This is a genomic window from Mangrovicoccus algicola (genome assembly GCF_014903745.1).
Taxonomy (GTDB): Bacteria; Pseudomonadota; Alphaproteobacteria; order Rhodobacterales; family Rhodobacteraceae; genus Mangrovicoccus; species Mangrovicoccus algicola.
On the sequence record NZ_JACVXA010000076.1, the window covers coordinates 1 to 19,837 of the forward strand.

Annotated in this window: 21 protein-coding genes; 12 read left to right on the forward strand and 9 right to left on the reverse strand. The window is 70.1% G+C overall.

The features are described from left to right. The 3 genes from ICN82_RS18360 to ICN82_RS18370 form a co-directional block, all read left to right on the forward strand. The coding region (locus ICN82_RS18360) for an iron chelate uptake ABC transporter family permease subunit (protein ID WP_193185840.1) at nt 1-964 on the forward strand (964 nt) is incomplete at its 5' end. Then, on the forward strand, nt 961-1,740 hold the full coding sequence (locus tag ICN82_RS18365; protein WP_193185843.1) for an ABC transporter ATP-binding protein: 780 nt from the start codon (nt 961-963) through the stop codon (nt 1,738-1,740). The genes ICN82_RS18360 and ICN82_RS18365, both read left to right, overlap by 4 nt. A gap of 10 nt (nt 1,741-1,750) precedes the next feature. Then, on the forward strand, nt 1,751-3,472 hold the full coding sequence (locus tag ICN82_RS18370) for an ABC transporter ATP-binding protein (RefSeq protein ID WP_193185846.1): 1,722 nt from the start codon (nt 1,751-1,753) through the stop codon (nt 3,470-3,472). A gap of 13 nt (nt 3,473-3,485) precedes the next feature. Here the strand turns inward: ICN82_RS18370 and ICN82_RS18375 are convergent, their stop codons facing one another. The 7 genes from ICN82_RS18375 to ICN82_RS18405 all read right to left on the reverse strand — a co-directional run bounded on the left by ICN82_RS18375 (nt 3,486) and on the right by ICN82_RS18405 (nt 10,094). Beyond that, nucleotides 3,486-4,481 (reverse strand): Gfo/Idh/MocA family protein, encoded by a 996-nt coding sequence (locus ICN82_RS18375; RefSeq protein WP_193185849.1) that lies wholly within the window; start codon nt 4,479-4,481, stop codon nt 3,486-3,488. After that, nucleotides 4,478-5,365, reverse strand: coding sequence for a sugar phosphate isomerase/epimerase family protein (locus ICN82_RS18380; RefSeq protein ID WP_193185853.1), 888 nt, complete (start codon nt 5,363-5,365; stop codon nt 4,478-4,480). The genes ICN82_RS18375 and ICN82_RS18380 overlap by 4 nt, the downstream gene beginning before the upstream one ends. Before the next feature lie 15 nt (nt 5,366-5,380). After that, entirely contained in the window at nt 5,381-6,214 is an 834-nt protein-coding gene (locus ICN82_RS18385) for a carbohydrate ABC transporter permease (protein ID WP_193185856.1), read from the reverse strand. Next, the gene (locus ICN82_RS18390; protein WP_193185859.1) at nt 6,214-7,140 is read right to left on the reverse strand and encodes a carbohydrate ABC transporter permease; all 927 of its coding nucleotides are present in this window, start codon (nt 7,138-7,140) and stop codon (nt 6,214-6,216) included. The genes ICN82_RS18385 and ICN82_RS18390 overlap by 1 nt, the downstream gene beginning before the upstream one ends. 61 nt (nt 7,141-7,201) lie before the next feature. Continuing rightward, nucleotides 7,202-8,413: an ABC transporter substrate-binding protein gene (locus tag ICN82_RS18395; RefSeq protein WP_193185862.1), complete on the reverse strand. Its 1,212-nt coding sequence runs from the start codon at nt 8,411-8,413 to the stop codon at nt 7,202-7,204. Nucleotides 8,414-8,442: 29 nt separating this feature from the next. Next, a complete protein-coding gene (locus tag ICN82_RS18400; RefSeq protein ID WP_193185865.1) occupies nt 8,443-9,351 on the reverse strand; it encodes an alpha/beta hydrolase in 909 nt (302 codons plus the stop codon). Further along, nucleotides 9,348-10,094 (reverse strand): GntR family transcriptional regulator, encoded by a 747-nt coding sequence (locus ICN82_RS18405; protein ID WP_226898595.1) that lies wholly within the window; start codon nt 10,092-10,094, stop codon nt 9,348-9,350. Before ICN82_RS18405 ends, ICN82_RS18400 begins: the two co-directional genes overlap by 4 nt. Before the next feature lie 73 nt (nt 10,095-10,167). Between ICN82_RS18405 and ICN82_RS18410 the strand changes: the two genes are divergently transcribed. Further along, a complete protein-coding gene (locus ICN82_RS18410; protein WP_193185868.1) occupies nt 10,168-11,244 on the forward strand; it encodes an ABC transporter ATP-binding protein in 1,077 nt (358 codons plus the stop codon). Between the two features lie 133 nt (nt 11,245-11,377). Here the strand turns inward: ICN82_RS18410 and ICN82_RS18415 are convergent, their stop codons facing one another. Together ICN82_RS18415 and ICN82_RS18420 are read right to left on the reverse strand one after the other, a co-directional pair. After that, nucleotides 11,378-11,917: a tetratricopeptide repeat protein gene (locus ICN82_RS18415; RefSeq protein WP_193185872.1), complete on the reverse strand. Its 540-nt coding sequence runs from the start codon at nt 11,915-11,917 to the stop codon at nt 11,378-11,380. 74 nt (nt 11,918-11,991) lie between these two features. Beyond that, a complete protein-coding gene (locus ICN82_RS18420) occupies nt 11,992-13,362 on the reverse strand; it encodes an aminotransferase-like domain-containing protein (protein ID WP_193185875.1) in 1,371 nt (456 codons plus the stop codon). A gap of 268 nt (nt 13,363-13,630) precedes the next feature. Here ICN82_RS18420 and ICN82_RS18425 point away from each other — a divergent pair, with 268 nt between their 5' ends. From ICN82_RS18425 to ICN82_RS18460, 8 genes are all read left to right on the forward strand, one after another. After that, nucleotides 13,631-14,113: an MSMEG_0572/Sll0783 family nitrogen starvation response protein gene (locus ICN82_RS18425; protein WP_193185878.1), complete on the forward strand. Its 483-nt coding sequence runs from the start codon at nt 13,631-13,633 to the stop codon at nt 14,111-14,113. 73 nt (nt 14,114-14,186) lie between these two features. Next, nucleotides 14,187-15,149, forward strand: a complete 963-nt coding sequence (locus tag ICN82_RS18430; RefSeq protein ID WP_193185881.1) for a Nit6803 family nitrilase — start codon at nt 14,187-14,189, stop codon at nt 15,147-15,149. Then, on the forward strand, nt 15,142-16,254 hold the full coding sequence (locus ICN82_RS18435; RefSeq protein ID WP_226898596.1) for an MSMEG_0568 family radical SAM protein: 1,113 nt from the start codon (nt 15,142-15,144) through the stop codon (nt 16,252-16,254). The genes ICN82_RS18430 and ICN82_RS18435 overlap by 8 nt, the downstream gene beginning before the upstream one ends. After that, on the forward strand, nt 16,251-16,796 hold the full coding sequence (locus tag ICN82_RS18440) for an MSMEG_0567/Sll0786 family nitrogen starvation N-acetyltransferase (protein WP_193185885.1): 546 nt from the start codon (nt 16,251-16,253) through the stop codon (nt 16,794-16,796). The genes ICN82_RS18435 and ICN82_RS18440 overlap by 4 nt, the downstream gene beginning before the upstream one ends. Continuing rightward, a complete protein-coding gene (locus tag ICN82_RS18445) occupies nt 16,793-17,770 on the forward strand; it encodes a sll0787 family AIR synthase-like protein (RefSeq protein WP_226898597.1) in 978 nt (325 codons plus the stop codon). The genes ICN82_RS18440 and ICN82_RS18445 overlap by 4 nt, the downstream gene beginning before the upstream one ends. Further along, nucleotides 17,763-18,050, forward strand: coding sequence for an MSMEG_0570 family nitrogen starvation response protein (locus tag ICN82_RS18450; RefSeq protein WP_193185888.1), 288 nt, complete (start codon nt 17,763-17,765; stop codon nt 18,048-18,050). The genes ICN82_RS18445 and ICN82_RS18450 overlap by 8 nt, the downstream gene beginning before the upstream one ends. An 11-nt stretch (nt 18,051-18,061) precedes the next feature. Further along, entirely contained in the window at nt 18,062-19,336 is a 1,275-nt protein-coding gene (locus ICN82_RS18455; RefSeq protein WP_193185892.1) for an MSMEG_0569 family flavin-dependent oxidoreductase, read from the forward strand. Then, nucleotides 19,333-19,837, forward strand: a 505-nt coding sequence (locus ICN82_RS18460; protein WP_330999030.1) for a Pnap_2097 family protein, incomplete at its 3' end; no start/stop codon positions are given. The genes ICN82_RS18455 and ICN82_RS18460, both read left to right, overlap by 4 nt.

The window sequence follows — 19,837 nt, forward strand, 5'->3', positions numbered from 1 at the left end:
GGTGCCGCGGCTGGCCCGGCCGGGACGCGCGCTGGCCAGTCTCGGCGCCCTGCTGGTCCTCGGGCTGGTGGCGCTGGCGGTGATCGGCCGCGGGCCGCAGGGCTGGACGCTGCTCGATGCGCAAAGCGCCGCCACCTTCCTGCCCGGTCGCCTGCCGCGGTTGGCAGGCGCCGCCGCGGCAGGCGGGCTCCTGGCGCTGGCGGGCACGCTGCTGCAGCGGCTGACCGCCAATCCGCTGGCCTCGCCCGAGGTGCTGGGCGTCTCGGGCGGGGCGACCCTGGGCTATGCCGGGGTGCTGTTCCTCGCGGGCGCGCCCACCGCGATCGGGCTGGCCCTGGGGGCCACGGCCGGGGGCGCGCTGGCGCTGTCGGTGCTGGCCGCGGTCGCCATGGCCGGGCTGATGGGCCAGGGGCGCGTGCTGCTGGCGGGGATCGCGGTCTCGGCCTTCGCGCTGTCGGTCCTGTCGGTGCTGATGTCCTCGGGCACGCCGCAGGCCTTCGCGGTGCTGGCCTGGATGTCGGGATCGGCGGCCGGGCTGACCGCCCCCGGGGCGGTCGCGCTCTGCGCGCTCCTGGCCGTGCTGACCGCCGCCGCGCTGGCCATGGCGCGCTGGCTGGAGATCCTGCCGCTGGGGGCGTCGGTCGCCCGCGGCCTCGGCCTGCCGCTGCGCGCCGCCTGGATCGGGGTCATCCTGCTGGCCGGGCTGGCCACGGGCGCGGCGACGGTGCTGTCGGGCCCGGTCAGCTTCGTCGGGCTGATGGCGCCGCATCTGGCGCGCGGCCTCGGCTTTGCCACCATGCGCGCGCATCTGGCCGGGGCCGTGCTGACCGGCGCGCTGCTGATGCTGGCGGCCGATTTCGGCGCGCGCATGGCCAGCTTTCCCTATGACCTGCCGCTTGGCCTCTTCGCGTCGCTCCTGGGCACGCCCTGGCTGATCTGGCTGATGCTGCGGAGACCGCGATGACCCAACCTGCCGCGCTGTTCGAGATCGCGGGCCTCCGCGTCGAGGTGCCCGGCCGCCGCCTGATCGACGGGCTGGACCTCCGCCTGCCCGCGGGGCGGGTGACGGGGCTTCTGGGCCATAACGGATCGGGCAAGTCGACCCTGCTGAAATGCCTGGCGCGCCAGACCGCGTTTTCCGGCAGCCTGCGCTATCGCGGCCGGGCGCTGGCCGGGTGGTCCGCGCGCGCGCTGGCCCGCGACCTGGCCTACCTGCCCCAGCACCTGCCCGCCGCCGAGGGGATGCTGGTGCGCGAACTGGTGGCGCTGGGGCGCTATCCCTGGCACGGGGCGCTCGGCCGCGCCGGGCCCGCCGACCGCGCCGCCATCGCCCGGGCGCTGGATCTTTGCGGGCTGGGCCCGCTGGCGGAGCGGCAGGTCGACACGCTGTCCGGCGGCGAGGCGCAGCGCGCCTGGATCGCCATGCTGGTGGCGCAGGAGGCGGGCTGCCTGCTGCTGGACGAACCGATCTCGGCCCTGGACATCGCCCATCAGGTCGAGGTTCTGTCGCTGGTGCGGCGGATGTCGACGCAGGAAGGCCGCGCGGTCGTCGTCGTGCTGCACGACCTGAACATGGCCGCGCGGTTCTGCGATCATATCGTCGCGATGAAGGGCGGCGCCCTTGCCTTCCGGGGCGCCCCGGCCGAGATGATGGCGCCCGCCGTGCTTGGCCGAATCTACGGCGTCGAGATGGAGATCCTGTCGCGCGCCGACGGATCGCCGGTCGCGCTTCCGCAATAAAGGACCCGCCATGCTGCGCCAGTTCATGTCTTACTATCGCCCCTATGCGGGGCTGTTCTGGCTCGATTTCGGCTGCGCCGTCGCCTCGGGCCTGCTGGAGCTGGCCTTTCCGCTGGCGATCACCGGCTTCATCGACCGGCTGCTGCCCCTGGGCGACTGGGGTCTGACGGTTTTGGCCGCCATCGCGCTGATCTGCGTCTATGCGGTCAATACCGGGCTGATGGGGGTGGTCATCTACTGGGGCCACAAGCTGGGCATCAATATCGAGACCGACATGCGCAAGCGCGCCTTCGCCCATCTGACGCGGCTCAGCTGGCGCTGGTACGACCGCGCCAAGACCGGCAAGCTGGTCGCCCGCGTCACCCGCGACCTGGAGGAGATCGGCGAGGTCGCCCATCATGGCCCAGAGGACCTGGTGGTCGCGGTCATGACCTTTGCCGGGGCCTTCGCGCTGATGATGGCGCTGCATGTCGAACTGGCGCTGATCACCGCCGTCATCGTGCCGCTGATGGTCTGGCTGGTCACCGTCTACGGCGCCCGCATGACCCGCGCCTGGCACGAGATCTACGGCCGGGTCGGCGCCTTCAACGTGCGGCTGGAGGAGGCCCTGGGCGGCATCCGCGTGGTGCAGGCCTTCGCCAATGAGCGCCACGAGGAGACGCTGTTCGCCGCCGATAACGCGGGCTATCGCAAGACCAAGCTGGACGCCTACCGCATCATGGCCGTCTCTACCGCGATCCATTACATGGGGCTGCGGCTGGTGCAGGTCGTGGTGATGGTGGCGGGGGCGGGCTATGTCCTGTCGGGGTCGCTCTCGACCGGCGGCTTCGTCGGCTTCCTGCTGCTGGTCGGCGTGTTCTTCCGCCCGCTGGAAAAGATCGCCGCCGTGGTCGAGACCTATCCCAAGGGCATTGCCGGGTTCCGCCGCTATCAGGAGCTTCTGTCGGTCGAGCCCGACATCGCCGATGCGCCGGAGGCGCGCGAGGCGCCCGCGCTGAAGGGCGAGATCGTCTTCGACCGGGTGGATTTCTCCTATGACGATCCGCTGCCGGTGCTGCATGACATCTCGCTGCGGGTGGCGCCGGGGCAGACCGTGGCGCTGGTCGGGCCCTCGGGGGCGGGCAAGTCCAGCATGATGGCGCTGGTGCCGCGCTTCTACGATCCCTCGGGCGGGCAGATCCGCATCGATGGCGTGCCGCTCGCAGACCTGACGCTGGAAAGTCTGCGCCGCCAGATCGGGCTGGTCTCGCAGGATGTGTTCCTGTTCGGCGGCACGCTGCGCGAGAACATCGCCTATGGCCGGCTGGGCGCCACGGAGGAGGAGATCCGCGCCGCCGTGGCGCTGGCGCGGCTGGAGGACCTGGTCGCCACCCTGCCCGAGGGGCTGGATACCGTGGTCGGCGAACGCGGCGTGCGCCTCTCCGGCGGGCAGCGCCAGCGCGTGGCGATCGCGCGGGTGTTCCTGAAGGATCCGCCCGTGCTTCTCCTCGACGAGGCGACCTCGGCGCTGGATACCGAGACCGAGCGCGAGATCCAGGCGGCGCTGGCGCGGCTGTCCGAAGGCCGCACCGTGCTGGTGATCGCCCACCGGCTGAGCACCATCGCCCATGCCGACCTGATCGCGGTGATGGAGGCCGGGCGCATCGTCGAGACCGGCACCCATGCGGAGCTGCTGGCCCTGGGCGGCGCCTATCGGCGGCTGGCGGGCGAGGCGGTCGTGCCCGCCGCCTGACCTGCCGGAACGGTCAGAGCCCGATCTGCGCGATCATCCGTTCCAGCCGCTCCATCGCCCGGACCCCGTCGCCGATGACCGGGACCGGGCGGTCCTCGCCGCGCAGCACGGCGGCCGCATCGGCCAGAAGCGCGGCATAGCCCTTGTGGTCCTCATTGGCGGCGGCGGTGAAATTCGGCCGCCAGCTCAGCGTGTCGCAGGCCGGATCCAGCGTCGCGGCGGGGTCCTCGGCCTTGAAGGGCGGATCGCGATACAGCGCCACGTCGATGATGTTGTCGACATGGATGCGCGCATGGTCGCCCATGATGCGGATCTCCTCCATCGGCGTGCCGCGCGACTGCACCGTGCCCATCACGACATTGCCGATCACCCCCGCCTGGGTGGTGAAATTCAGATGCACCAGTAGCTTGCCCGGCGCGGGCGAAACCCGGCGCACCGTCATGTCGCCGAAATCCCCGCCCGCGAACCAGGGGATCAGGTCCATGTAATGGATGCAGTGATGCAGGTAGAAACCGGTATAGTCCGGCTCCCCCTCGAAATAGCCCGGCGCGGTCATGTAGGCGCCGGTGAGGCCCAGGACGCGGCCGAAATCCGGGCCGTCCAGCAGGTTTCTCGCGATGCGGTTGCCGGTGGAATATCGCTTCATGAAGCCCACGATGACCGGCTTGCCCGCCTGCTGCGCGGCGGCGGCCACCTCGCGCGCGCCCGCCGCGGTGGCGGCGGGGGGCTTCTCCATGAAGACCGGCAGGCCCCGCTCCAGCGCCGCGATGGCGGCGGCGCGGTGCAGATCCGGCCCCACCGCCATGCCGATCGCGTCCAGCCCCGGCGTGGCGATCAGGTCGCGGAAATCGTCATGCAGCGCCGTCACCCCGTATTCGGCGGCGGTCTGCGACAGCATCGCCGGGTCGCGGTCGCACAGCGCGGCGATGCGGATGCCGTTGCGCCCCATCTGCGGCAGCAGCATCTGGCGGGCATGGCGCCCGCAGCCGATCCAACCGATATTGATCACTGGTCCACCTCCGCCAGGGTCAGGGCATTGCGGATCACGCCGAGCCCGGCGCGCAGCTTGGCGCTTTCATCCTCGCGCGGCGCGCGCCAATGCGCGATGGGCAGCGCGATGCGGTCATCGGCGCGGCGGAACGGCTCCAGCGAGACCGGCCCGCGGTAATCGACCTGATGCAGCGCGCGCATGATCGCCGTCCAGTCCAGATGGCCGGTGCCGGGATGGCCGCGATGGTTTTCATTGGCCTGGAAATGCGCGATGCGGGGGCCTGCCAGGCGGATCGCGTCGGGGATCGAGCGGTCCTCCATGTTCATGTGGAACGTGTCCAGCATCAGCTGCACGCCCGCATCGTTCACCGCATCGACCAGTTCCACCGCCTGGCGCGTCGTGGACAGGATGTCGGTCTCGAACCGGTTCAGCGCCTCGACCGCAAGGGTCACGCCCTGCGCGCGGGCATGGGGGGCGACCGCGGCCAGCCCCTCGATGGTGCGCGCCGCGCGCGTGGCGATCTGCTCGTCGGTGCGCGGCGCGGGCGGGCGCCCGGCAAAGACCATGGGTTCGCCGTAAAGCGGCCCGCCGACGATGTCGCAGCCCAGTTCTGCCGCGACCTCGGCGCAGTGGCGCAGATAGGCCAGCCCGCCCTCCCGCGCCGCCGGGTCGTCCGAGGCGATCGACCGCTGCGGGTTCACCCGCGCGGCGAGCACCAGGAAGAGGCCCGCCTCCTCCGCCGCCCTGCGCGCGGCGGCAAGCGGCAGCTCGTCCTCGGGTTCGGGAACCAGGAGTTCCACGAAGTCGAAGCCCAGCTCCGCCGCTTTGGCGAAATAATGCAGGTCCGTGCCGCGGAAGGGCCGCGTGAACTGCATGGAGATGATGCCGATGGGATTGTCCAAGGTTCTGTCCTTTCCTCAGCCCTTCACCGCGCCCTGGGTCAGGCCGGAGATCAGGCGTTTCTGCACCAGCAGGAACAGGATGGTGGCCGGGAGCGCGCCGGTGATGCCGCCCGCGGTCAGAAGCCCCCATTGCACCTCGTATTCGCCGATCAGGGTCTGCACGGCGACGGTGATCGTGCGCACGTTGCGGCCGCCCAGGGTCAGCGCATAGAGGTACTCGTTCCAGGAGGTGATGAAGATGTAGATGCCGGTGGCGATGATCCCCGGCAGGCACAAGGGCAGCACGACGCGGCGCAGCGCCTGCATCCGGGTGCAGCCATCGGTCATCGCCGCCTCGTCCAGCGAGCGCGGGATGCCGTTCATGTAGCTGACCATCATCCAGATCGAGAACGGGATGGCCACGGTCGAATTGGCGATGATCAGCGCCGCATGCGTGTCCAGCAGCCCCAGCACCCGGAACAGCACGAAAAGCGGCAGGATCAGCAGCACCAGGGGGAACATGTTGATCAGCAGGAATTGCAGCATCAGGATCCGCTTGCCGCGGAAGTTGAACCGCGAGAAGGCATAGGCGGCGGTGACGCTCAGCGACAGGCCGACGGCCACGGTGCCCAGCGACACGATCAGGCTGTCCATCAGGTTCGATCCGAAGCCCACGGTGCGGAACAGCCGCAGGTAGTTGTCGAAACTGGCCCCCTCCAGCGACGGGCCGCGGGTGAAGAGCGTGCTTTCCTCGCTGACCGAGGTCAGGAACATCCACAGATAGGGGCCCAGCGTGAAGGCCAGGATCGCCAGCATCGGCAGATCGACGGTCAGGATCCGCCGCGGGGTGGAAACTCGGCGCAGGGCCATCACTCGGCTCCCTTCAGGCTGCGGCGCAGGTAGAAGACCACGACCCCCATCAGGCACAGCGTGAACAGCACCGCGATCGCCGAGCCATAGCCGAAATCCAGGTTGGTGCGCGCCTTCACGAAGGCATAGAGCGGCAGCGTGTATGTGGCATAGCCCGGCCCGCCCCCGGTCATCACGAAGATCACGTCGAAACTGTTGGCCACCCAGATCAGCCGCAGCAGCACCGCGGTCATGATGACCCCCGAGATCCCCGGCAGGGTGATGTGGCGGAACTGGTTCCAGGCCGAGGCCCCGTCGATGGAGGCGGCCTCGTAATAGCTTTTCGGGATCGATTGCAGCCCGGCGAGGATCATCACCGCGAAGAAGGGAAACCCCTGCCAGGTCAGCGTCAGGATGATCGCGCCGAGCGCGGTGGAGGGATCGGCCAGCCAGGGGATCGCCTGCCGGATCAGCCCGAAGCGCAGCAGGAACTCGTTGGCGATGCCGTAATTGCTGTCATAGATCCATACCCACATCAGCGCGATCACCACCGAGGGCAGCGCCCAGGGAATGATGATCAGCGCCCGCGCCAGCCCGCGCCAGGGAAAGGGCTGGTTCAGCAGCATCGCCGTCACCAGCCCCAGAAGCAGCTGCGCGGGGATCGTGACCGCCATCCAGATCGCGGTATGGCCCAGCGAGATCCAGAACACCTCGTCGGCCAGGGCGGCGCGGAAATTCTTCAGCCCCACCCAGGTGAAATCGTTGGGGCGGAACAGCACGTAGTCATGCAGGCTCATCCAGGCGGTCTGGACCATCGGCAGGAAGACGATGGCCAGCGTCACCAGCACGGCCGGGGACAGCATCGCATAGGGCAGCACCCGGCGGGCCAGCGCGCGCGGCACCGGCGCCTCCGCCGGGGCGGGGCGGGACAGGGAAAGGTCGGTCATGATCCGGCTCGCTTGCGGAACGTCAGGAAGGCCGGGGCGGGTCGCGCCCCGGCCGCGGGGCTCAGTCGTCGAACAGCGCCGCGATCTCGGCATTCATCTCCTCGGCCGTGATCGCGCCGGTCAGCACGCGCTGCATCGCGGTCGGCCAGACGGTATTGACGAAATCGGCCGTCGCGGCGCTGTCGGGCAGCAGATGCGCGAAGGGCAGGCTGTCGACGGTGGCCTCGACGAAGCGCTGGGGATGCAACGTCCAGCCGGCGCTGTCGGCCTTCACGACGGGCAGCTGGCCGGTCGCCTCGTTGAACCGCGCGTTATTGCCCTCGGAGGACAGGAAGGCGATCCATTTCCAGGCGGCGTCCTTGTCCTCTGCCGAGGAGAGAACGGCCGTGCTCTCGTCGCCGAAGGAGGTCCAGCGCCCGCCGCCGCATTCGGGCACCGGCGCGGCCGCCACCTTGTCGCCGAGCGCCTCGACCATGCCATTGGCCGATCCGATATGGTGGATCGTCATCGCGGTCTTGCCGGCCTTGAAGGCGCCGATGATTTCCTGGAACCCGTCATTGGGCGCGGAGGGCGGAAACACCTTGTCGGTCCGGAACAGGTCGGCGACGAATTGCGTCCCAGCCACGCCCGCCGCGCTGGTCAGCCCGTCCTGCAGGCCGACGCCCTCGCGGCCCAGCGTGAGGCTGGCCCAGTGGTCATGCCCGCCCTTGGCCCCGCGGAAGCCGAAGCCCCAGACATCCGTCTGCCCGTCGCCATCGGTGTCGCGGGTCAGCGCCTGTGCCGCCGCGCGGAAATCCTCGCAGGTCTGCGGCACCTCCAGCCCCAGCTCCTCGAACATGTCGGCGCGGTAATAGAGATACAGCACCACGTATTGCACCGGCAGGTAATACTGGTTGCCGTCGGCGGCGCGGGTCAGGTCCAGCAGGTTGTCCTGCAGCCCCGCCGCCCCGTCCCATTCCGCCAGCTTGTCGCCGATGGGTTCCAGCGCGCCCATCTCCACCAGCCGCGGCTGGGCGAACATCTTGACCATCGCCGCATCCGGGGCGCTGCCGCCGATGATCGCGGTGTAAAGCTGGTCGTAATAGCTGTTCCAGGGGACGTTCTCGGCCTCGACCGTGATGCCCGGATTGGCCGCCTCGAATTCCGCGACCAGCGCGTCCATCGGGTTGTCGGCATTGTCGAAATGATACCAGAAGCGCACCGTGCTGTCGGCATGGGCCAGCCCCGCGGCGAGGGCCAGCACAGAGGCCGCCCCGATCCTTGCGAAAGTCATGTTTCCTCCTCCCTGATTGTCCCGCCTCCTCAAGCGGGTTTGCGTTGAAAGGCCTCCCCTGCCCGCGCGAAGGCATCGCGCGCCTCCGGCAGGAGCGGCCCCATCTGCATGAAGCCGTGCACGACCCCCTCCACGAGGTCGAAACGGTCGGACCGTCCCAGCCCGGCCAGCCGCGCGGCCAGCGCCTCGGTCTCGGAGCGCAGCGGATCCAGCCCGGCGGCGTTGAGATAGAGCGGCGGCAGCGCGGCCAGCGCGTCATCCGCGGCCAGCAGCGGCGCCAGCTCGGGATGGCCGCGTTCCGCTTCGGGCGCGTACCAGTCCCAGTAGCGCTGCATCTTGGCGCGGGTCAGGCCGGGGCCGAATTCATGGGCGCGATAGCTCGGCGTGTCGAAATCGGCGCCATAGACGCCGTAGAACAGCAGTCCCGTCCCGGGCAGCTCCGCCCCCTGCCCGATCAGCCGCAGCATCGCCGCCAGCGCCAGGTTCGCCCCCGCGCTGTCGCCCGCGATGCTCCAGCGCCGCGCCGGATCGCGCGCCGCCCAGGCGGCCAGCACATCCTCCAGCCCGGCGGGATAGGGATGCTCGGGCGCCAGGCGGTATTCCACCGTCAGCACCGGACAGCCGCAGGCATTGGCCAGCCGCCGCGCCGCACCCTCATGGGTCGCCGCCGAGCAGAAGGCCCAGCCGCCGCCATGGACATGCAGGATCGCCCGCGTGCCATCGTCGTTTTCCGGCACGACCAGCCGCGCGGGCAGTCCCGCCGCCATCACGCTGCGCGCCTCTGCCACCGCGGGCAGATCGGCGGACCAGCGCAGGTTCGTCAGCGCCGCCAGCGCCCGCCCGGTCTGCGGCGGCAGCAGCGTCGGATCGCCCAGCCCGGCATCCTCCGCCGCCAGCCGGTCCAGCACGGCCTGCATCGTCGCCGAGGGTCCGTTCATGCGATCTCCTCCGCATCGGTCAGGTCGGGGCCGAAATCCACGATCGTGGCGATGTGATGGCCCAGAAGCCCGCCAAGCGCCGCCACGTCGCGCGCCTCCAGCGCCGCCAGGATCGGCACATGCCGTTCGGCGGTTTCCTCAAGCGCGCGGTTGGGCCGGGAATTCAGGATCTTGTAGCGATGCGCATGGATCAGGCAGCGGGTCAGGATCGGCGCCACCAGCGGCAGCTCCGCCGCCGCGAAGAGCCGCGCGTGAAAGGCCCGGTCCTGCACCGACAGGCGGTATTCGTCCCCGTCGCGCGCGGCGTTGCGCATCGCGTCGAGACAGGCGCGCAGATCTTCCAGCAGTGGCGCATCGACCCGCGCGGCGACCCGGTCCAGGTGGCGGCACTCGATCTCGCGGCGCAGCTGCAGCAGGGCGCGCGCATCGGCGGCGTCGCAGGGGGCGACCTGAGTGCCGCGATGGGGCTGGCGCATCACCAGGCCTTCCTCGCTGAGCCGCATCAGCGCCTCGCGCACCGTGCCCTGGCTGCAGCCGAAACGCTGGGCCAGATCCAGTTCGGTCAGGGTCAGGCCCGGCGCCTGCGTGCCCAGAACGATCTCGCGCTGCAGCGCAACGAAGACCGCGTGGCTGCGGCGGCTGGACCTGCGCGGCACCATATCGGCGATCGAAGAGGGGCTGAAGCTTTCCACGGCCATCTGCCGGACTGTCCTTTCCTGGCCCTCGACGGGCTTGCCTTCCATTATCAATATCGATAACGTCTTTATTATCGATAATGCAAGCCCTGATTTCACCGGGCGGCAGGGAGGAGGAGACATGGCCGATATCCGTCTGGACGGGATCGTGAAACGCTACGGGGCGGTGCAGGCGATCCACGGCATCGACCTGGAGATCGCCGATGGCGAATTCGTGGCCTTCGTGGGGCCCTCGGGCTGCGGCAAGTCGACGATGCTGCGCATGCTCGCGGGTCTGGAGGAGATCTCGGGCGGCCGGCTCGCCATCGGCGGGCGCGTGGTCAACGAGATGGAGCCCAAGGATCGCGACGTGGCGATGGTGTTCCAGGATTACGCGCTCTACCCGCATATGACGATCCGCGACAATATCGGCTTCGGGCTGAAGATGCGCGGCTGGAAACCCGCCGACATCGCGGCGCGCGTCGCGCAGGCGGCGGATATCCTGCAGATCGGCGACTATCTCGACCGCAAGCCCGGCCAGCTTTCCGGCGGCCAGCGCCAGCGCGTGGCCATGGGGCGCGCCATCGTGCGCGAACCGTCGGTCTTCCTTTTCGACGAACCGCTGAGCAATCTCGACGCCAAGCTGCGGGTGGAGATGCGCACCCAGATCAAGCGGCTGCATGCGATGCTGGGCACGACGACCGTCTATGTCACCCATGACCAGACCGAGGCGATGACCCTGGCCGACCGGGTCGTGGTGCTGCGCGGCGGCAGGTTGGTGCAGGAAGGCCCGCCGATGCAGCTGTATTCCCGGCCCAATTGCCGCTTTGTCGGGGAATTCATAGGCTCGCCGCAGATGAACGTCTTCTCGGGGCATCTCGACCGCTCGGGCGCGGCGCCGCGGCTGCGCGTCGGCAACGAGGCGCTGGACCTGGGCGAGGTGCCCCTGCCCGATGGCGCCCCCCTGGACATCGGCATCCGGCCCGAGCATCTGGTGCCTGCCGCCCCGGGCGCGGCGCGGTTCGCCCCGGTGGTGGATGTCTGCGAGCCGCTGGGATCGGACACGCTGGCCATCTGCCGCTTCGGCGGGCAGGAACTGACCGCGCGCCTGCCGCCGGATATCGCGCTGAGCCGCGACCAGCCGATCGGGCTGGGCTATGACACGGCCGACCTGCATTACTTCGACGGAAGCACGGGGGCGCGGCTGGCAGCGGCCTGATCCCGGCGCGATCGGCCGGGCGCGGCCAGAGGCCGGCCCGGCCGCGCAGGCGGCGACCCGGGAAGGGGGACGGGGGCCGCGCGCCCGGTCCGTGGCTGTGCGCCCCGCTCCTCGCGGGGCGGAGGCGCTGCGGTCAGTAGCTGAACCCGTGCCCGGTGCGGATGGCGCGGGCCAGCGCCAGTTCCGCCCAGCTTCCCGCCCCGCCGCGCAGGCGGATCTCGGCCAGCTGGTCGCGCGCGCCCGCGGGATCGCCGCTCTCGACCAGGCCCTGCCCCATATAGGACCGCACCAGCAGGTTGTCGGGATTGGCGCTCAGCGCGGCGCGGTACCACTGCATCCCGCCCGCCACGTCGCCCGACTTGCGCGCGATGAAGCCGCGATAGGTCAGCACGCGGTCATCGTGCTGGTCGGACATGGCATCCAGCGCCGCGGCGGCATCGCCATATTGCCCGGCATAGGCGAATTCGCGCACCGCCCCGTACAGCACGTCATCGTCCAGCGCGCCGCTTTGCGGGGCGATGCAGGCGCCCTTGCGGTCGCTCCAGACCATCCCGTCGGTGCAGGTCCGGGTGGTTTCGGTCGAAACCGGCGGCGTCGTCATGTCCGATCCGGCGGCAAGGACGGCAATCGGGGCGGCAAGGATCAGGGCCGCCAGGGGCAGGGTGCGGAACATCGTCTGTCTCCTGTTGCGATGGTTCTGCAGCAGGGTCGCGCCGCGCGGCGCCGCGGTTCAAAGAAAACCCAGCCTCAGCCCATGAAGGCGTTGGGCGACATCACGTTGGCCAGGAAGAACAGCTGTTCGCGCAGCGCATCGCGCGTCACGGCGCCGCCCAGGCAGACCCGCAGCCGCTCCGGCACCGGCCCCGCGACGGTGAAGGCATCGGCGGGCATCAGCCCCAGCGGCCGCCCGGCCATGCGCGCGACGATATCGGCGCGGGTGATGCCCTCGGGCAGGCTCAGCCACAGGTTGAAGGCGTGTTCGGCCCCGGCAAAGTCCTGGCCTTCCAGCATCTCCGCGGCAAGCCTCTGGCGCGCGGCGCTTTCGGCGCGGATGAACCGGCGGATGCCGTCGGCGGTGCCGTCCTCGATCCATTGCGTGGCCAGCGCCATGCTCAGGGGCGGCGGCATGACCGCCGTGGCGCGCAGCGCCTGCGCCAGGGCATGGGCCTCGCGCCCCGAGGGGGCGACCGTATAGGCCAGGCGCAGCCCCGCCCCGATGCATTTGGCCAGCCCGCCGATATGCCAGGTCAGGTCCGGAGCCGTCACCGCCAGCGGCGCGGGCGCCTTGGGCGGGATGAAGCCATAGGCGTCATCCTCGATCAGCGGCAGGCCGTGGCGGTTGAGCACCTCGCCCAGTTCCAGCCGCCGCGTCACCGGCACGGTGATCGTGGTCGGATTCTGCAGCGTCGGGTTGAGATAGAGCGCGCGCGGCCCCTCCTGCCGGATCGCCCGGTCCAGCGCGTCGGGCAGCACGCCGTCGCCATCCATCTCCAGCCCGACCAGCCCGATCCCCAGCCGCCCGGCGATGTTGCGCAGCCCCGGATAGGTGACGGCCTCGCACAGGATGCGGTCGCCCGGCCGCGCCAGCAGCGTCAGGATGGCGGTGATCGTGGCATGGGCGCCGGGCGTCACCGCGATGCGGTCCAGCCGCGGAACCATGCCGCGCAGGCTCAGCCAGCTGGAGGCCGCGACGCGGTCCTTCTCTGATCCCACCGGCGACTGGTAGCGCAGGAGCGGCACGAGATTGGCCGCGACATAGCCCAGCCCCGCCTGCATCCGGCCCAGAAGCTCGGGATCGGCAGGTTCCGGCGGCATGTTCATGCTCAGGTCGGTCTCGGCGGCGCGCGCCGCATCGGGCCGCGCTTCGGGGGCGGCCGGCGCGCTGACGAAGGTGCCCCGCCCGACCCGCGCCTCGGTCAGGCCGCGGGCCTGGGCCTCGGCATAGGCGCGGCTGACGGTGGTGAAATCGATCCCCAGCCGCGCCGCCAGCTGCCGCTGCGGCGGCAGGCGGTCGCCCGGGCGCAGGCGGCCGTCGCGGATATCGGTCTCCAGGGCGTCGGCGATCGCGAGATAGCGCGGACGGCCCGGCGGGGCGGGGGCGGGGCTCCAGTCGGTCATGCCTCCTCCTAGCGCAGGTATCGCCGGGATTGAAGCGGATTGTATGTATGCACGATTGAGTCGGTTCAATTCCGACTCAATTGCCGCCCAAACAGGGAGGGCCCAGCCGAATCCTGACGTGGATATGTGCAGATGGCCCCGAAGAAAGCGCAAAATTGGCGCATACCGGGAGAATCGGCTGTGAGATTGTATGCATATTGAATTGCATTTTGATTGCATGCTTTGGCGGGGTCATGACGGAGGCAGGACATCAGCCAAGGAGATCGCGATGCCAGCCGTTACCAAGGAAGCGCATAAGGACGGGGATGTCTTCGTCGATTACGAGGAAAAGGTCTTCGAGGACGTCAAGGCCGAGCCGGGCGAGAAGGCGCTGGTGACCTTCCACACGGTCGCCTTCGAGGGATCGATCGGTCTAGTCAACATCCTGAACGCCATCCGCCTCAACCGCAAGGGCTATGAAACCTCGATCCTGCTCTACGGGCCGGGCGTGACGCTGGGCATCCAGCGCGGTTTCCCGACGCTGGGCGACGAGGCCTTTCCGGGTCACCAGAATTTCGCGGTCAACCTCAAGAAGTTCATGGGCGAGGGCGGCAAGGTCTATGCCTGCCGCTTCGCGCTGCAGGCGCTCTATGGCCATGGCGAGCCGTCGCTTCTGCCCGGGATCACCCCCATCGCGCCGCAGGACGTGCTGGACTGCATCCTGCTGCACAAGAAGGCAGATGCCGTCATCCTGGACACCTGGACCGTGTGACCCTGCCCGGCGCGGGCGGCGGCATCCCCCGCTGTCCGCGCCCCCTTTCCCCGTGCCGCAAGAGGCAGAGCCCATGAGAACCGACACGATCCGCGCCGCCGCGATCCAGATCGCCCCCGACCTCTCGGGGCGCGCCGGGACGGTGGAGCGCGTGCTGAACGCCATCGCCGAAGCCGCCGGAAAGGGCGCGCAGTTTCTCGTCTTTCCCGAGACCTTCGTGCCCTATTACCCGTATTTCTCCTTCGTGCTGCCGCCCGTGCAGCAGGGCGCGCCGCATCTGGAGCTGATGAAGGAGGCCGTCACCATCCCCTCCCCCGAGATGGCGGCGGTGGCGGAGGCGGCGCGGAAACACGGGGCCGTGGTGGTTCTGGGCGTGAACGAGCGCGACCACGGATCGCTCTACAACACGCAGCTGGTCTTCGACGCCGATGGCACGCTTGCGCTGAAGCGGCGCAAGATCACCCCCACCTATCACGAACGCATGGTCTGGGGTCAGGGCGACGGCGCCGGGCTGAAGGTCGCGGACACCGCCGTCGGCCGGGTCGGCGCGCTGGCCTGCTGGGAGCATTACAACCCGCTGGCGCGCTATGCGCTGATGACCCAGCACGAGGAAATCCATGCCGGGCACTATCCGGGGTCGCTGGTCGGCGACATCTTCCGCGACCAGATCGAGGTGACGATGCGCCACCATGCGCTGGAAGCGGGCTGTTTCGTGGTCAATTCCACCGGCTGGCTGAGCGAGGCGCAGATCGCGCAGATCCATCCCAATCCAAGCTTGCAGAAGGCGATGCGCTCGGGCTGCATGACCTGCATCATCTCGCCCGAAGGCCGTCATCTGGCCCCTCCGCTGACCGAGGGCGAGGGCATGGTGATCGCCGATCTGGACATGCGGCTGATCGCCAAGCGCAAGCGGATGATGGATGCGGTCGGCCATTACGCCCGCCCCGAGCTTCTCAGCCTGCTGCACGATGCCCGCCCCGCCCTGACCCGCCACGAGGTCCTGCCCGAACCCGAGGAGACCGCCGAACATGCCTGATATGGACCGTTCCGACCTGATCAACGACCTGCAGACCCGCGGCATGCGGCTGGTCGATCCGCGCGCTGGCCATGAAAGCCGCCGCGGCGGCGCGGGCCCCTCGGACCACAAGGCGGTCAGCCTCGGCGACGTCACCGTCATGGTGCCGGTGCATACCGCCCCCGCCTTCGACAGTCCCTATCTGGTGGAGGCGCCGGGCCCCGATGGCCGCGCCCGCGTCACCCGCGACGGGGCGGAGGTCGCGCGGATCAGCTTCCCTGCGCGGCCGCATTTCTACGACCTGACCACCTCGGACGGCGTGGCGATGAACAAGATCGCGGTGCTGCATTCCAGGGACGTGCTGGCCACGACGGTGCTGCAGACCTGCATCCGCTATGAGAGCCGCAAGAAGACCTGCCAGTTCTGCTCGATCGGCCAGTCGCTGGCGGCCGGACGCACCGTCGCGCACAAGACGCCGCAGCAGCTGGCCGAGGTCGCGAAGGCGGCGGTCGTCCTGGACGGGGTGACGCATATGGTGCTGACCACCGGCACGCCCAGGGGTGCGGATCGCGGGGCCGCGGTGCTCTGCGACAGCGCGCGCGCCATCAAGGCCGCCGTCGACCTGCCGATCCAAGCGCAATGCGAGCCGCCCGAGGACGACATCTGGCACCGCCGGATGCGCGATGCGGGGGTCGACGCGCTGGGGATGCATCTGGAGGCGGTCACGCCGGAGATCCGGGCGCGGATCATGCCGGGCAAGGCCTCCGTGCCGCTGGAGAAGTACTTCGCCAGCTTCGAGGCGGCGGTGAAGGTCTTCGGCCGCGGCCAGGTCTCCACCTATATCCTCGCCGGGCTCGGCGACACCGCCGAGGCGATCCTCGCGATGAGCGAAAAGCTCTGCGCGATGGGGGTCTATCCCTTCGTCGTGCCCTTCGTGCCGATCTCGGGGACGCCGCTGGAAAGCCACCCGGCGCCCAGGTCGGACTTCATGGCCTCCATCCTGCGGCCGCTGGGGGCGATGGTCACTGCCTCCGGCATGCGGTCCTCCGAGATCAAGGCGGGCTGCGGCAAATGCGGGGCCTGCTCGGCGCTGTCCACCTATGAAAAGCTGAAGGTGCCGGCATGATCTTCCCCGAGCCGCGGGAGTTCCACGCCCCCGGATACTACATCCGCGCCGCCTCCACCCGCTGGGAGGCCGAAGGCGCCGCCGCGCTGCGCCACCGGGTCTTCGTGCAGGAACAGGGGATCTTTGCCGATCACGACCGCGACGCGACCGACCTTGTCGCCACGCATCTGGTGGCGCTGTCCACCTATGCGCATGAGGCGGACCAGGTGGTGGGCACGGTGCGCCTCCACGAGGAGCATCCGGGTCTGTGGTGGGGGTCGCGCCTGGCCGTGGACCGCGAATTCCGCCATGTCGGGCGGCTGGGGGCCGAGCTGATCCGGCTGGCCGTCTGCACCGCGAATGCCCGCGGCTGCCACACGTTCCGCGCCCATGTGCAGGCCCGGAACGTGGTGCTGTTCCGGCGGCTGCGCTGGGACGTGACGGACCAGGTGGAGATCCATGGCCATCCCCATGCGCTGATGGAGGCGCGGCTGGACCACTATCCGCCCTGCGCCGACCCGGTGGCGGGCTGGTATCACCGGCCGCGGCGGGTCGCGGCATGATGGCCGGTGCCTCCACCGATCTGGCCGGCCTTGCGGAGCGGCTGCGCGCCCATCCCTCGATCCGCTCCAAGCTGGGCATCGGGCAGGCGGTGGCGGGGCTCGGCCTGTCGGCCGGCGCGCCGGGGCGGCCCGGCGACGATGCCGCCGCGCTGGCCAATGGCGCGGGCTGGGACCTGCTGGCGGGCGAAGGGTTCATCCCCGGTTTCGTCGAAGAAAACCCCTGGTTCGCGGGCTGGTGCGGGGTGATGGTCAACCTCTCGGACATCGCCGCCATGGGCGGGCGGGCGACGGCCATCCTCGACCAGATCTGGGCGCCTTCGGCCGCGGCCGCGCGGCCGCTGATGGACGGGCTGCGCGATGCGGCCGCCGCCTATGGCGTGCCGCTGGTGGGCGGGCACACGAATTTCGGCGCGCCCGCGCTGGGGCTGGCCGTGTCGGTCCTGGGCAAGGCGGAGCGGCTGATCACCAGTTTCGACGCCCGGCCCGGCGACCTGCTGATCGCGGCCATCGACCCGCGCGGGGCTTATGTGAATTTCGACAATTTCTGCGCCGCGCTGGAGGCGCCGCCGGAACGGCTGCGGGGCGATCTGGCGATCCTGCCGGACCTGGCGGCGGCGGGGCTGGTGCGGGCGGGCAAGGATATCAGCCAGGGCGGCATCATCGGCACGGCGCTGATGCTGGCGGAATGCTCGGGCGTCGGCATCGAGATCGACCTCGCCGCGCTGACCCCGCCGCGGGGCATCGCGCCCGAGCGCTGGCTGCGCAGCTTCCCCAGCTTCGGCTTCCTTCTCTCGGTCGCGCCGGAGGCGGCCAATGCCGTCTGCGCCCGTTTCGCCGCCCGCGGCATCGACGCCGCCGCCATCGGCCGCGTCCTGCCCGGATCGGCCGTCACCCTGACCGATGGCGAGGACCGCGCCCTGTTCTGGGACCACGCCGCCACGCCCTATCTCGACCTCGGAGTCCCCCATGCCTGAGACCTACTGGACCGTCCGCTGGCCCGACGGCGCCGAGGAGCGGCTCTATTCGCCCTCCTCCGTCGTGGCCGAGATCTTCACCCCCGGCGAAACCTATCCGGTCGCCGATTTCCTGGCCCGCGCCCGCATCGCGATGGAACGCGCCTCGGACCGGGTGGCGCGCAGATACGGTTTCGCCTGCAGCTCCGCCATGGCCCAGCTCGACGCCATCGAGGCGCGCATCGCCGCCATGGACGAGGCGCCGGGCGCGCGGATCGCCTGCCTTGCCATCAGCCAATGAAGGAAGACCCCATGAAGGATCTCGCCCCCCCGCATGTCCCGGTGATCATCGTCGGCGGCGGCCAGGCCGGGCTGTCGGTCGCCTGGGAACTCAGGAAGCACGGGATCGAAAGCCTCGTCTTCGAACGCCATGGCCGGTTCCATTCCTGGCGGGAGAACCGCTGGGACAGCTTCTGCCTGGTGACGCCCAACTGGCAATGCCGGCTGCCCGATTTCCATTATGACCGGGAGTATGGCGGCACCGATCCCGACGGGTTCATGGTCAAGGACGAGATCACCGCCTATCTGGACGCCTTCGCCGCCCGGACCGCCCCCGACCTGCGCGAGGGGGTGGAGGTGCGGCGGGTCGCGCCGCAGCCGGGCGGCGGCTTCGTCGTCGAGACCTCGGCCGGCGCCTGGGCCGCCGATCAGGTGGTGATCGCGACCGGCGGCTATGACACGCCGATCGAGCCGGATTACGCCGGGGATCTGGATCCGGGGATCTTCCAGATGCATTCCGTCGAGTACCGCAATCCCGAACAGTTCCCCGAAGGCGGCGTGCTGATCGTCGGGACCGGGCAATCGGGGGTGCAGCTGATGGAGGATTTCATCCGCGCCGGGCGCAAGGTGCATCTCGCCGTCGGTCCCGCGCCGCGTTCCCCGCGCCGGTATCGCGGCCGCGATGCCACCGACTGGCTCTACGAGATGGGCCATTACGCGATCACCATCGCCGAGCATCCCGATCCGGTGAAGGCGCTGACCCAGACCAACCACTACATGTCCGGCCGCGATGGCGGCAAGGAGATCGACCTGCGCCGCTGGCATGTCGATCACGGGGTCGAGCTGCACGGATCGCTGGCGGGGATGGACGGGACGCAGCTGCGGTTCCTGCCGGATCTGGCCAGGAATCTGGACGATGCCGACCGCAGCTATTGCGGCATCCGCGAGATGATCGACGCCCATATCGCGCGCGGGGGCATCGACGCGCCGGCGGAGCCGCCCTTTGCCAGGGTCTGGGAGCCGGAGGAAGAGCCGGTGGCGCTGGATCTGGCCGCGGCGGGGATCACCTCGGTCCTCTGGGCGATCGGCTTCCGGCCGGATTATTCCTGGATCGAGGCGGATGTCTTCGATGCCCGCGGCAAGCCGGTCTTCGAGCGCGGGGTGACGGCGCATCGGGGGCTGCATTTCATCGGGCTGGGCTGGCTGAACACCTGGGGCTCGGGCCGGTTCCTGGGCATCGAGGAGGACAGCCGCCACCTCGCGGGGCAGATCGCGGCACAGATGGCCGATGCGAGGGTCGGCGCATGACCGCCGCGCTGCGCCTGAATGCCGGGACCGCCGCGCCGCAGGCCCGCGACCGCATGCGGCTGGGCATGGCCCAGCTTTCGCCCTTCGGCCTGTCGGAGCAATGGCTGCTGCGCGCCTGCGGCGACCGGCACTGGGGGCTGATCGCGGAGGGGGCCGGCCAGACCGGCACCGCCTTCCGCGACGCGCAGGGCCACCCGGTCTATGCCGCCTTCTGCGCCACCGCCCTGCGGCTGTCGCCGCCCGCGGGCCCGCTTCTGGGGGCCGATCTGCGGATTTCCTCGGTGCTGGGCGAGGTCGCGCCGGGACGGACCGGGTCGCTGCACCTGCTGGAGGGGCCCGGCGGGCCCTTGGGGCGGCTGGCGATGATCTCCTGCTTCCTGCGGCATGATGCGGGCGGGTCGAACCGGCAGCTGGTGAAAAGCGGCCTGCCGGGTCTGGGCCCGCTGGCCGCGGCCCCGGCGGAGCTGATCGCGCTGGACGGGCGTGCGCGGCGCCGGGCCC